13 protein-coding genes are annotated in these 12002 nt (G+C 59.8%); 3 read left to right on the top strand and 10 right to left on the bottom strand.

The window, feature by feature from the left end; all coding sequences use genetic code 11:
* Positions 1-2: 2 nt before the first annotated feature.
* The 3 genes from FD715_RS11605 to FD715_RS11615 are packed head-to-tail and all read right to left on the bottom strand — an operon-like array spanning position 3 to position 1858.
* Positions 3-833, bottom strand: a complete 831-nt coding sequence (locus FD715_RS11605) for a carbon-nitrogen hydrolase family protein (RefSeq protein ID WP_147109747.1) — start codon at positions 831-833, stop codon at positions 3-5.
* Entirely contained in the window at positions 834-1091 is a 258-nt protein-coding gene (gene grxC, locus FD715_RS11610; RefSeq protein WP_076629579.1) for a glutaredoxin 3, read from the bottom strand.
* A gap of 41 nt (positions 1092-1132) precedes the next feature.
* Complete coding sequence (locus FD715_RS11615; protein ID WP_147109749.1) at positions 1133-1858, bottom strand: ComF family protein; 726 nt, start codon at positions 1856-1858, stop codon at positions 1133-1135.
* Positions 1859-1879: 21 nt separating this feature from the next.
* On the opposite strand from FD715_RS11615, the gene FD715_RS11620 reads away from it, so the two are divergent.
* Entirely contained in the window at positions 1880-2698 is an 819-nt protein-coding gene (locus FD715_RS11620) for an SAM-dependent methyltransferase (RefSeq protein WP_147109751.1), read from the top strand.
* Between the two features lie 54 nt (positions 2699-2752).
* Positions 2753-3814, top strand: a complete 1062-nt coding sequence (gene hemH, locus FD715_RS11625) for a ferrochelatase (protein WP_147109753.1) — start codon at positions 2753-2755, stop codon at positions 3812-3814.
* A 75-nt stretch (positions 3815-3889) separates the two neighbouring features.
* Here the strand turns inward: hemH and FD715_RS11630 are convergent, their stop codons facing one another.
* Both FD715_RS11630 and FD715_RS11635 read right to left on the bottom strand, forming a co-directional pair.
* Positions 3890-4069 carry a hypothetical protein gene (locus FD715_RS11630; protein WP_039685157.1) on the bottom strand — a complete coding sequence of 60 codons (180 nt, stop codon included), beginning with the start codon at positions 4067-4069 and terminating at the stop codon, positions 3890-3892.
* Positions 4070-4207: 138 nt separating this feature from the next.
* Positions 4208-4801 carry a L,D-transpeptidase gene (locus FD715_RS11635; RefSeq protein ID WP_147109756.1) on the bottom strand — a complete coding sequence of 198 codons (594 nt, stop codon included), beginning with the start codon at positions 4799-4801 and terminating at the stop codon, positions 4208-4210.
* A gap of 172 nt (positions 4802-4973) precedes the next feature.
* On the opposite strand from FD715_RS11635, the gene FD715_RS11640 reads away from it, so the two are divergent.
* The gene (locus FD715_RS11640; protein ID WP_147109758.1) at positions 4974-5621 is read left to right on the top strand and encodes a CAP domain-containing protein; all 648 of its coding nucleotides are present in this window, start codon (positions 4974-4976) and stop codon (positions 5619-5621) included.
* Here FD715_RS11640 and FD715_RS11645 read toward each other — a convergent pair whose 3' ends face one another.
* From FD715_RS11645 to FD715_RS11665, 5 genes are all read right to left on the bottom strand, one after another.
* On the bottom strand, positions 5622-6122 hold the full coding sequence (locus tag FD715_RS11645; RefSeq protein ID WP_147109759.1) for a murein L,D-transpeptidase family protein: 501 nt from the start codon (positions 6120-6122) through the stop codon (positions 5622-5624).
* A 105-nt stretch (positions 6123-6227) separates the two neighbouring features.
* The gene (locus FD715_RS11650; RefSeq protein WP_147109761.1) at positions 6228-6995 is read right to left on the bottom strand and encodes an ion transporter; all 768 of its coding nucleotides are present in this window, start codon (positions 6993-6995) and stop codon (positions 6228-6230) included.
* A 12-nt stretch (positions 6996-7007) separates the two neighbouring features.
* Positions 7008-8237 (bottom strand): class I SAM-dependent RNA methyltransferase, encoded by a 1230-nt coding sequence (locus tag FD715_RS11655; protein ID WP_147109763.1) that lies wholly within the window; start codon positions 8235-8237, stop codon positions 7008-7010.
* 40 nt (positions 8238-8277) lie between these two features.
* Positions 8278-10110 carry an ABC transporter ATP-binding protein gene (locus FD715_RS11660; RefSeq protein ID WP_147109765.1) on the bottom strand — a complete coding sequence of 611 codons (1833 nt, stop codon included), beginning with the start codon at positions 10108-10110 and terminating at the stop codon, positions 8278-8280.
* On the bottom strand, positions 10107-11948 hold the full coding sequence (locus FD715_RS11665) for an ABC transporter ATP-binding protein (RefSeq protein WP_147109767.1): 1842 nt from the start codon (positions 11946-11948) through the stop codon (positions 10107-10109). Before FD715_RS11665 ends, FD715_RS11660 begins: the two co-directional genes overlap by 4 nt.
* Between the last annotated feature and the right edge of the window lie 54 nt (positions 11949-12002).

Genomic DNA, 12002 nt, shown 5'->3' on the forward strand with positions numbered 1-12002 from the left:
CATCAGGGGGCTTCGAACGGGCGCGCATTTTCCCTTGATGGGATACGGCGGCGCGCCTCGGCCACCTTTTCCAAATCCAGATCAAAGACATAAATGCCGGGCGCAGTCCCTGCGTCAAGTACCACCTCGCCCCATGGATCGACCGCCAGCGAGTGGCCATAGGTGGTCCGCGTCTTGTGCCGGGCGCTGGCATGCGTGCCTGTCTGGGCCGGAGCCAGAACCCAAGCCCCCGCCTCGATGGCGCGCGCACGCAGCAAGCTGTGCCAATGGGCCGCACCGGAGATTGGGGAAAAGGCGGACGGGTAGGTCAGGATCCGGGCGCCAGCCGTCACCAGCGCGTCTGCCAGCCGGGGAAAGCGCATGTCGTAGCAGACGGCCATACCGATGGGTGCAAAGTCAGCTTGCGCCAGCACCGCACGTTCACCCGGTCGGTAGCCAGCGGACTCGCGGTAAGTCTCGGTATTGCTGATCGCCACATCGAACATGTGGATCTTGTCATACCGCGCAAGGATGTCCCCGCGGGGACAGATCAAAAACGACCGGTTGGCAAAGCGGCCATCAGGGTCATCCGTCTTGAGCGCCAGCGACCCAATGAGAATGTGCACGCCCCTGTCTGACGCCACTTGCCGCAGGGCGGCCAAGGTTGGGTCATCCTCTTCATGGGATAGAACGGATTGCTGATGCGCGCGATTGGTCGAGACGCAATTGGTCACCTCGGGTGTGAGGATGAATTCCGCGCCCATATCGGCGGCTTGCGTGACCATCTCGACGGTCCGCGGCAGGTTGGCCGCCGGATCATCAGAAACATTCAGCTGCAGCAGCGCGGTCTTCATTCAGGAGGCAAGCAATGCATCAAGCTTACCCGCGCCGTCCAAGGCGTAGAGGTCGTCGCACCCGCCGACATGCGTGTCGCCGATAAAGATCTGCGGCACCGTCCGTCCACCATTGGCCCGCTGGATCATCTCGGCCTTGCGGCCGGGTTGGGCCAGGACATTCACTTCGGAGAATTCAACGCCCTTTTCCTTCAGCAGCCGTTTGGCGGCATGGCAAAAGCCGCACAGAGGTGAGGTGTAGATTTCGACGGCTTTCATGTCGCGGATCCTTTCGGCACATAACCAAGTTTGCCGGTTATCTAGGCGTCTTTCACCACGCGCGCCAGTACAGCCACGCACACGTCTGCCGCACCAGCCGCACGACACGCCTCGGCACAGGCGGCAAGGGTGGCGCCCGTGGTCAGCACGTCATCGACCAGCACGACGGATCGGCCTGCGATGCGGTGACGGCGACGATCGGCAACGCGAATGGCGCCGTCCAAAATGTCCGCGCGCTCTTCTTTCGTTTTACCATCAAGCGATGGCGTGCGCCTTGGGCGTTCGAGGACGTCAGGGCAAACGGCAAGGCCGGTCTTGTCCGCCAAATGCATCGCGATGAGGGCTGATTGATTATAGCGCCGCTTGGCCAGCCGCATCCAGTGCAACGGAACAGGGACGAGAAGTGCGTCGTGTTTGGCGATCTCCAACACGCCCTGACGCATCCATCCTGCCGCAGGTTTCGCGATCTCCTGCCGGTCGCCGTGTTTGAGCCGAAGGACCATCTTGCGTCCCATGCCGGTGTAAATCAGCGCGGCGCGCGCATGTGTCCAGGGTTTCGGCGACTTGAGACAAGTGTCGCAATGCACAATCTCATCCACGGCGGAACCCGGCAATGGAGTGCTGCAGGTGTCGCAAACCGTACCGCCGACAAAGGCTGTCTGCCCCCAACATGCGCCACACAGGCCAAAGTCACTGTCGACCATTTCTCCGCAGCCCAAACATCGTGGCGGGTAAATCGCCGAAAGCGCGGTTTGTAAAAGACCCATTGCTGTCCTACCTATGCCGCCATGACTCGGCCCACACCCTTGACCGACCTTTGCGCACTCGCCCGGCACCGCGCTCGCGCCGATATGTCAGCGCTGTTTCTGCAAGAGGCAGCGCGCGATGAAGTGCAGGATCGGCTGATGATGGTTAACAAATCCTTTTCATCGGTGGGGATCGTCGCCGCTTTTCCACAGCTTTGGCAGAGGCAGTTGGAAAACGCGCATATCGTGGCCGAGCAGGAGATGCTGGACCTGTCGCCAGTGGCACATGACCTGGTGGTCCACAGTCTCGGGTTGCACTGGGCCAGTGATCCGGTCGGCCAACTGATCCAGTGTCGCCGCGCGCTCAAGGCAGACGGGCTTTTGTTGGCTGTCGCACTTGGCGGTCAGACCCTGCACGAACTGCGCGCCTGTCTGGCCGAGGCCGAAGTGTCTGAAACCGGGGGGCTGTCACCGCGTGTCGCGCCCATGGCCGAAGTCCGCGATCTGGGCGCGCTGTTGCAACGGGCCGGTTTGGCGCTGCCCGTCGCCGACACGGTGCCCTTGCGGGTGCGGTACGATTCCATGTGGCACCTGATGCGCGACCTGCGCGCCATGGGAGAGACGAATGCGCTGAGCGCACGCAACAGAACCACGACGCGCCCTCGCATTATGAAACGAGCAGCCGACATTTATGCGGCAAATTACGCGAGCGAAGATGGCGGTATCCTTGCGACCTTTGAACTGATCGTGCTGACGGGGTGGGCGCCGGACGCCAGCCAGCAAAAGCCGTTGCGGCCGGGATCGGCGCAGGCACGTCTGGCGGATGCGTTGAAGACGGACGAAACGTCGCTGCCAGATTGACGTGCACGCAAATCCGTTTATCTCACGTGCATTGGCGACCAGGAAGACACCCAGATGCTCGACACAAGCAAAACAGCGACCCGTCCGGCCCATGCCGCAGACGACCATCCGGCCATCCCGCCGGCGCGCGTCGGCATCCTGCTGGCCAATCTGGGCACACCGGATGGGTACGACTACTGGTCGATGCGCCGCTATCTGAACGAGTTTTTGTCCGACAAGCGCGTGATCGACTACAGCGCTTGGATCTGGCAACCGCTCTTGCAGTTGATCATCCTGACGAAACGCCCGTTTTCATCGGGCGCGGCCTACAAGTCGATCTGGAACGAAGAGGCGGGCGAAAGCCCCCTGATGACAATCACAAAGGACCAGACGGCCAAGATCAAGGCCGCCATGCACGACAAATACGGCGATCAGGTGATGGTCGATTTCTGCATGCGCTACGGCAACCCGTCGACGAAGTCGAAAGTCCGCGAGATGGTCGAGGCGGGATGCCAGAAGATCCTGTTCTTCCCGCTCTACCCTCACTACGCCGGGGCGACGTCCGCGACGGCCAACGACCAGTTCTTTCGTGCGCTCATGGAAGAGAAGTGGCAGCCAACCACCCGGACGGTGCAGCCCTACTTCGAGCATCCGAAATACATCGAAGCGCTCGCGCAATCCATCGAACGCGCCTACGGCGCCATGGATACGCGCCCGGACATCCTCGTGTGCAGCTACCACGGCGTGCCCCTGCGCTACCTTATGGAGGGCGATCCGTACCATTGCCAATGCCAGAAGACGACGCGCCTGTTGAAAGAGCGCCTTGGCTGGCAAGACACTGAGATCAAAACGACATTCCAGTCAAAATTCGGCCCGGAAGAGTGGCTGAAACCCTACACGGTCGAGGAAGTGGCGCGCCTGGCGGAAGCCGGGAAAAAGAACATCGCCGTATGCGCGCCCGCCTTTTCGGCTGATTGCATCGAGACGCTCGAAGAGATCAACGAAGAAATCAAAGAAAGCTTTGAGGAAGCGGGCGGCGAAACCTTCACCTATATCCCATGCCTGAACGACGATGACGCGCACATCGAAGCCTTGAATACGGTCATCGAGGAAAATCTGCGCGGCTGGTTGGACTGACGGCGCCGTACACACCCGCACGTAAAAAAGGCGGCTCGCAATGAGCCGCCTTTTTCTTTTCATATTGTATAGGACTTAGTCCGCAACAACGGCTGCAACTGCGATCAGGATCAGCAGGGGCAGAACAATGCCACCCGAAGAGCTACGAGTCTCTTCGACGATCACGGGTGCTTCGATGATCGGCTCGGCAGGTGCGCCAGCGAATGCGGTCGAAGCAGCAGCAGTCAGTGCAGCAGCGAGAACGAGTTTTTTCATATTAACCTCCAGTTACGCGCCCCAACAATTAGCGTTGGAACGCACCCAAGACTTACCTCGTGAGTCTGTGTAAACAGCAATACCGCGCGAATGCAAACCGTGTTTCAGGGACTTAGCCGCCGATCCGCCGCAATGTCGTCAAATAAGCAACACTTGCGTACCGACGTTCGCCATCTCGTACAGCTCTTCGATATGCTCGTTGTACAGCCCGATGCAGCCGTTCGAGGACTTGCGGCCAATCTTGCGCGTATCGTGCGTGCCGTGGATCCGGTAATACGTCCAGCTCAGGTGCAGTGACCGCGTACCCAAAGGATTTTCCGGACCTGGGCCGATGTAGTCGGGCCATTCCGGGTTCCGCTTTTTCATGGACGGGGTGGGGCGCCAATCCGGCTCCGGATCTTTCAGAATCACACGGGTACGGCCGCGACGGGTCAGATCCTCGGTTAGCGGAACGCTGGACGGATACAGTTTGTAGATCGTTTCCGCCTCGTTCCAGTAGTGAACAGCACGGCTGTCGATATCAACGAGGATCGCACCGTTCTTGAGGTTGTCGAAATAGGGCTGCCATGCCAGCGACCGGAAGCTGGAGATGTTCCGGCGCACCGATTGGGACGGATCGCGCGACGCTTGGCCCGCAGGAATGTTTTGCGCAAGCGCGGGCGCGCCGATCAGCGCGGCTGAGCCTGCCAAAAACGCGCGGCGGCTAGGGCTGTTGAAAGGTGATTTGGACATTGAATGCCTCTCCGATGATGTTTTCCTGCCAGTTCCGTGAAAATTATTGCGTGAATGTCGCAATCGCAAATCAAACAGATGTCATCTATGCAGCATCACGCCGATGTGGGTTTGTAATGCAACGTCCAAGCGGCTATCGAGTTTCAAACAACAACAGCGATGTACTGCAAAGATGCGTTTTTTCCCGGTTCTTCTGGTCGCGATGCTGACCCTTGCTGCGTGTGGCGCCCCTCAGGCTCCGACCCTTGGCGAAGATGGTCGCCCCCTTCCGCAACTGTACCGTATCCGCGGCGGCGACACCGCCAAGCTGCAGTTCCGTATGCTCGATTCGGTCAATGCCCTGCGCAGCGCGCAAGGTGCAGCACCTGTCGAACTTGATCCACAACTGAACGCAGCAGCGGCAACACATGCGCGCGACATGTCGGTACAAAACCGGCCATGGCACTTTGGATCCGATGGATCATCGCCCATCGACCGGCTGCAACGTGTTGGCTATGGCGGCAAGCTGATCGGCGAAAACATTTCGGAATCATACGAGACCGAGTTGGAGACGCTCGCCGCATGGATGGAACAGCCTGACACGCGTCGCACAATCCTGTCGCCGCAGGCGCGCGATATGGGCTTTGCCTGGTTTCAAGAACAGAACGGCAAGATCTGGTGGACGATGGTGATGGGCAACCCCGACACGGCTCCGCTTGTCCCCGAGGCAAATCCGTCCGCGACGCGATTGGTACCGCCCGATCCTGTCGAAGGTGCCGCTGAAACAGCCAGCGATGACACCGATGAGGACGTCACGATCATCACGACACCTGCAACCTGATCAGGGATTGATCTGGATCGGGGTGCCATTTCGCACCATCGCATAGACATCTTCCATCTCGCGGTTGGTCACTGCAATACACCCCCAGGTCCAATCCTCGCGCTTGCGTTTGAACGGGCTGGATTCCCCATGAATGAAAATATCACCACCGGGCGGCTTGCCCAGCGCCGCCGCTTCCATCCGGTCGCGCGCGTTGGGATACGAGATGCCAAGCGATAGGTGGAAGCGGCTGTTCGGGTTGCGCCGGTCAATCAGGTAGGTGCCTTCGGGCGTGCGCCCGTCACCCTCGATGAACTTGTCACCGATAGGAGCAAACCCAAGGTCGATGTCGTAATCCTTGAGCACCTTGTCATCATGCAGCAGGTACATGCGCCGCGCATCCTTGTTCACGATGATATAGGTGACGTCAGGGCCGCGATATGTCTTGAACTTGCTGGAAGACGAACAGGCGCCCAAGCTCATGGCCGCCGCTCCGCCCATCATCAGATGTCTGCGTTTCATGAAAGTCCTGTCCCAATAGATCGTTTTTGTATTTGCTCGGAAAATACCACGACCGGCAGCGTCCGGCCTAGCGGCATTTTGCCCGGCCAGATCACCAGCGCGTGATCACTTGTCCCGCAGTTTCGCTTCGATCTGGTCCAGACGCTTGATCACCTCGTCGCGGTAGCTGTCAGTTGCCGCGTTCGATTCCTCTGCGTGTGCGTCCTGCATCGAATTCACGATCAAACCGACCAGCAGGTTCACCACGGCAAAGGTGGTTACCATGATAAAGGGCACGAAAAAGAGCCAGGCGTATGGGTACACCTCCATCACGGGACGGACGATGCCCATGGACCACGATTCGAGCGTCATGATCTGGAAGAGCGAATACGCGCTGCGCCCCAAATCCCCAAACCAATCGGGGAAGCTACTGGAAAAGAGTTTCGTCGCCATCACAGCGCCGATGTAAAAGATCAGCGCCATCAACAGGAACACGCTGCCCATGCCGGGCAAGGCGGTTACGAACCCTTCGACCACACGGCGTAGGCTGGGCGCCACTGACACAACGCGCAACACACGTAGAATGCGCAAAGCCCGCAGAACCGACAGCCCACCCTGACTTGGCACAAGCGCGATGGCCACGATGACAAAGTCAAAGATGTTCCACCCATTCCGGAAAAAGCTGCCACGATAGGCGATGAGCTTCAGGATGATCTCGACCGTGAAAATCCCAAGGCAGACACGGTCAATCGCGATGATCAGCCCACCAGCGACCGACATTGCCGCCTGCGAGGTCTCAAGCCCCAGTGTGATAGCGTTCAGAACAATGATCGCAATGATTGCATTCGTGACGCGCGGGCTTTCCAGCCATCGGGCGAGGGTGGTCCGGTCCATATGTCGTCTCCTTCACGCGGCGATATGGGCCAAACGGAAGGCACCGACAAGTTCCACATGGGCAGACCAGCGGAACTGATCCACCGGCTGCACCCAATCCAGCACATATCCGGCTTTGCACAAGGTTTCGGCATCCCGCGCAAAAGTTTGCGGGTTGCAGGAGACATGCGCGATCACGGGCACCTGGGCACGGGCCAATTCGGCCATCTGCGCAGCCGCACCTGCGCGCGGCGGGTCGATGACAACCGCATCAAACTTGGACAGTTCGTCGGGAAGAAGCGGGCGACGAAACAGATCGCGCGTTTCCGTTGTGACGCGCTTCAAGCCCGTGGCGCCACGCCACCCGGCATCCAGGGCGGCCATCATGTCGCGATCCCCTTCGACTGCATGCACCTCAGACGTCTCGGCCAAGGGCAGGGCGAAAGTGCCACAGCCTGCAAACAGGTCGGCCACCTTCTTTGCCGGGCCGACAACATCGCGAACGAAGTCCGTGAGCGTCTGTTGACCATGCGCGGTCGCCTGCAAAAACGCACCGGCAGGCGGCACGACGCGCGCAACCCCCACCGGTTGAGCGGGAGGCACGCGCATGCCAATCTGCTCATCCTCCCATGTCAGTCGCGCAATCCGGTGCTGTTCACACAATCCAGCCAAGGCCACCCGCAACGGGCCGTCCAACGGCTTCCCGCCAGACACCGCGATATCGAGCCCTTCGGCTGAGTCAGTCACCGTGATCGACAGCGCGGCCTTGCGGCTCGCACCGGCCACGGCAAGCTCTTCGCACAAAGGCAACGCCGCGCGTACGGTCGGTGTGACCAGAATACAATTCGGGACCGCAATGATGGTATCGGACTTGCGCCCGTGAAACCCGGCCATCGCACCCTTCTTTGTCCGTCGTGCGGCGAACGTGGCGCGGCGTCGGGAGTGGCTGGGGGACGTGACAGTGGGACGCGTATCAGTCTCTAAACTTGCGATTTTTAGCGCATTTGTGACAATGTCCCGCTTCCAATCCGACACCAGTGCATCAGACGCATGTTGCATCTGACAGCCTCCGCACGACCGGAAGTGCGTGCAAGGAGGTGCGACGCGATCAGGCGACGGCGTGTCAATCCGAACCTCTGTCAGAAGTGCACCGTCCAACACACCACTCACGACTTCGCCGGGCAAGGTCATCGGGGCAAAGATGGGGCCCGATGCAATTCCATCGCCTTGCTGCCCCAGTCGTTTAATCGTCACCGTTGTCATGCTGAACGGCCTACCCGGATCGGTCAGGGGGCAAAAGAGGTTATTCGGCGGCCTGCGTGCTGATGAACCCGCCAGACTGTCGTTGCCAATAGCGCGCGTATAGACCGCCCTTTGCCAGCAACGCATCATGCGCGCCTTCTTCGACAATGCGGCCGCGGTCCATGACGACGATGCGGTCCATCTCGGTCAGCGTGGACAGTCGGTGGGCAATGGCAAGTACAGTCTTGCCGTCCATCACACGCGACAGGGCGGATTGAATAGACGCCTCCACCTCGCTGTCGAGCGCGCTTGTCGCTTCGTCCAGAACCAAGATCGGCGCGTCCTTGAGTATGGCGCGGGCCAGGGCAATGCGCTGTCGCTGCCCGCCGGACAATTTCACACCGCGCTCGCCAAGATGCGCGTCATAGCCCTTGCGCCCTTTGTGGTCCTGCAGCTCAAGAATAAAATCATGCGCCTCCGCCTTTTGGGCGGCGGCAATCATGTCCGCTTCGGAGGCGTTTGGCCGACCATAGAGGATGTTCTCACGGGCCGAGCGATTGAACATCGCCGTTTCTTGCGTGACCATCCCGATGTTGTGGCGCAGGGTGTCCTGGGTCACGTGGTTGATGTCGTGCCCGTCAATCAGAACACGGCCACTTTCGCCTTCGTAGAGACGCAAAAGCAAGGACACCAGCGTGGATTTGCCAGCACCCGAGGCGCCCACGATCCCGACCTTTTCACCGGGAGCAATGCGCAGCGACACGCCATTGATCCCCCCAGTGTCGCGCCCATAACTGAAGCCCAGATCGTCAAACACCACTTCGCCCGCAACATCGCCAAGGGATATGGCATCCTCTGCGTCCTGCACGCGCGTCCGGGGCGTGAGCGTGCGCATGCCATCTTCGATCTCGCCTACATTGGAATAAATGGCCATCAGCGTGAAACTGACCCAACCTGTCATCTGTGCGATCCGGATCGCAATGGCGCCCGACGCAACGATGTCGCCCGGCGTGGCGATGCCCTGGCGCCACATCAGGATCGTCCCGCCCAAAAGCAGGACAGGCAGAATCCCCGCCAGCGTCATCAATGCAAACCGGAAGCCTGCCGATAGAATGCCGAAATCAACGGCCGTTTTGCGGAAACTGCGCATGGCAGTCAGTGCCGCCTGATCCTCGTGATCATCGTGGGCGAACAACTTGACGGTCTTGATGTTGGTGATCGTATCGACCACCTGGCCAGACACCATTGCACGAGCGGCAGCACGGGCTGCGGACCGTTTGCGGATGCGCGGGAGGTACCAGCGGATCAATGCAAAATACGCAACCAGCCAGACCGCAAACCCGATTGCGACGCGCCAGTCGATGGCCAGCAAAAGCACAATGGAACCCGCAAGCGAGGCCAGCGCAAAGGCAACCACGTTGATGAATTCCGACACCACATCGGTAACGGCACGCGCGGCCTGCATCTGCTTTTGAGCAATGCGCCCCGCAAAGTCGTCGTCAAAGAAAGTGACGGATTGGCCAAGCGTCCAACGGTGCAGCCGCGACAGGACCAGCGGGTTCACATTTGGCTGCACAATGATCGAGTTGGTTGCCGAACTCAGACCAAAGAGAAGTGGCCGCGCGATCAGAAAAAACGCCAGTGCGCCTGCGATAAGGCCAACGTTAGAGACGGAAAAGAACCCGTCGGGACCAAGCTGAACCGTCGCGTCAATCACCCTGCCAAGGATCAGCGCCGTACCGGCCTCAAGCGCGCCTGCTGCAGCAGAACAGAACGCAGCCAGCCAAAGTGCAGGCCATGCACCGGACAGGCACCACCGCATGAAAGGCCACAGCGCCTGCGGCGGCGGCCCCTCTGCCTTGCGAAAGGAATTGATCCAGTTGGAAATCTTCACTCTGCTGCCTCGGTCGCGATGAACCCGCCGGATTGACGCGCCCAGAACTCCGAATATAGACCGCCTTTGGCCAAAAGCGCGTCATGAGAGCCGTCCTCGGCGATTTTGCCGTCGTCGAGCACCAGAATACGGTCCATCTGCGCGATGGTGGACAGGCGGTGCGCAATGGCGATCACCGTCTTGCCCTCCATCATTTTATAGAGCGTATCCTGGATCGCCGCCTCAACCTCGCTATCAAGCGCGCTGGTGGCTTCGTCCAGAACCAGGATCGGCGCATTCTTCAGGATCACGCGGGCCAACGTAATCCGTTGTCGCTGACCACCGGACAGCTTCACACCACGCTCGCCAACCTGCGCGTCGTACCCCGTGCGCCCTTCCGGGTCGGCGAGATCCAGAATGAAGTCGTGCGCCTGCGCCTGACGGGAAGCGGCAAACATCTCTTCCTCGGTGGCCTCGGGGCGGCCATACAGGATGTTGTCACGCACCGACCGGTGCAAAAGCGAGCTGTCCTGTTGAACCATGCCGACGTTCAGCCGCAGACTGTCCTGCGTGACCTTGGCAATGTCCTGACCATCAATTTCGATCCGACCCCCCTCGGCATCGTAAAAGCGCAAGAGCAGCTTGACCAAAGTCGACTTGCCCGCACCGGACCGTCCAACAAGGCCGACCTTTTCGCCCGGATGGATGACCGTCGACACAGCTTCGAGCCCGCCACTGTCGCGTCCATAGTGGTGGGTCAGGTGGTGCAGTGCGATTTCACCCCGACCCATCTCAAGCGCCTTGGCATCCGGGTCATCGACAAGGATGACAGGTTGGGCAATCGTCTCCATCCCTTCGGAAATGATCCCGAGGTTCTGGACCAGCGATGTCATCGCCCACATGATCCAATAGGTCATGTTGTTCAGGCGCAGTGCGATTGTCAGCGCGGCGGCGACCATCCCTTCGGTCGTAAATCCACCCATCCAAAGCCAGATCGCCAGCACACCCATAGACACGATCATCGACGCGTTCAGGACCGTTAGGGCCACGTCCATGCGCACCACGATGCGCATCTCTTTCATGAAGGTCTGGCGCGCATTCTCGATTGCATCCTTGGCATAATCGATCTCGCGATCATGATGGGCGAACATCTTGACCGAATGGATATTGGTATAGCTGTCCACGACCCGCCCCGTGATCGCACTGCGCGCATCCGAACTGGCCTTGGCCGCGGGGCCGGCACGGCGGATGACCCAGCGCATCAACAGCAGATACCCGACGACCCAGAAGATCAAAGGCAATGCCAGCCACAAATCAAAGCTCATCAGCAGGATGACGGCACCAATGACCGACACCACAAAGAATGACCCGGCATCAAGCACCTGGAACATCGCCTCACCCGCGGCTGGCGGCGTTTGCATGATGCGGTTGGCGATGCGGCCCGCAAAGTCATCCTCGAACCAGCCGACCGACTGACGCAAGACGTGGCGGTGCGACCGCCAGCGGATCAACGTCCCAAGGTTTGGCAACAATGTGTTGTGGAGCAGGGCAACGTCGACAAATGCCAAAAGCGTCCGCAACATGAGTACCCAAAGTGCGACAAGGGCAAACTCAAGACCATACTCGGGGATGATGGCCTCTGGCGTGCCCTGGGCCAGCAGATCGACGATGCGGGCCACGTACCAGATCAGCAGAATTTCCCCGAACGCGACCACCGTGCTGAACACGAAGGTGATGGTCATCACCCACCGAAAGGGCTTCAGGTAGTTCCACAAGAACGGCCACAACTTGGTCGGTGGCGTGTCGGCTTCGGTATAGGGTTGGTAGGGATCGACAAGCGATTCAAAGAACTTGAACATGACGGGTCCGTAGAAAAATGTGCAAAAGGTACATGACGCGGGCCGGGGCCACGC

Origin of the sequence: Tateyamaria sp. syn59, from assembly GCF_007995245.1 — a bacterium.
GTDB lineage: Bacteria > Pseudomonadota > Alphaproteobacteria > Rhodobacterales > Rhodobacteraceae > Tateyamaria.

Coding starts and splice junctions, on each gene's coding strand:
- FD715_RS11615 (WP_147109749.1), bottom strand. CDS start 1,858: ATGGGTCTTTTACAAACCGCGCTTTCGGCGATTTACCCGCCACGATGT.
- FD715_RS11645 (WP_147109759.1), bottom strand. CDS start 6,122: ATGAAACGCAGACATCTGATGATGGGCGGAGCGGCGGCCATGAGCTTG.
- hemH (WP_147109753.1), top strand. CDS start 2,753: ATGCTCGACACAAGCAAAACAGCGACCCGTCCGGCCCATGCCGCAGAC.
- FD715_RS11655 (WP_147109763.1), bottom strand. CDS start 8,237: ATGACAACGGTGACGATTAAACGACTGGGGCAGCAAGGCGATGGAATT.
- FD715_RS11635 (WP_147109756.1), bottom strand. CDS start 4,801: ATGTCCAAATCACCTTTCAACAGCCCTAGCCGCCGCGCGTTTTTGGCA.
- FD715_RS11665 (WP_147109767.1), bottom strand. CDS start 11,948: ATGTTCAAGTTCTTTGAATCGCTTGTCGATCCCTACCAACCCTATACC.
- grxC (WP_076629579.1), bottom strand. CDS start 1,091: ATGAAAGCCGTCGAAATCTACACCTCACCTCTGTGCGGCTTTTGCCAT.
- FD715_RS11630 (WP_039685157.1), bottom strand. CDS start 4,069: ATGAAAAAACTCGTTCTCGCTGCTGCACTGACTGCTGCTGCTTCGACC.
- FD715_RS11620 (WP_147109751.1), top strand. CDS start 1,880: ATGACTCGGCCCACACCCTTGACCGACCTTTGCGCACTCGCCCGGCAC.
- FD715_RS11605 (WP_147109747.1), bottom strand. CDS start 833: ATGAAGACCGCGCTGCTGCAGCTGAATGTTTCTGATGATCCGGCGGCC.
- FD715_RS11640 (WP_147109758.1), top strand. CDS start 4,974: ATGCGTTTTTTCCCGGTTCTTCTGGTCGCGATGCTGACCCTTGCTGCG.
- FD715_RS11650 (WP_147109761.1), bottom strand. CDS start 6,995: ATGGACCGGACCACCCTCGCCCGATGGCTGGAAAGCCCGCGCGTCACG.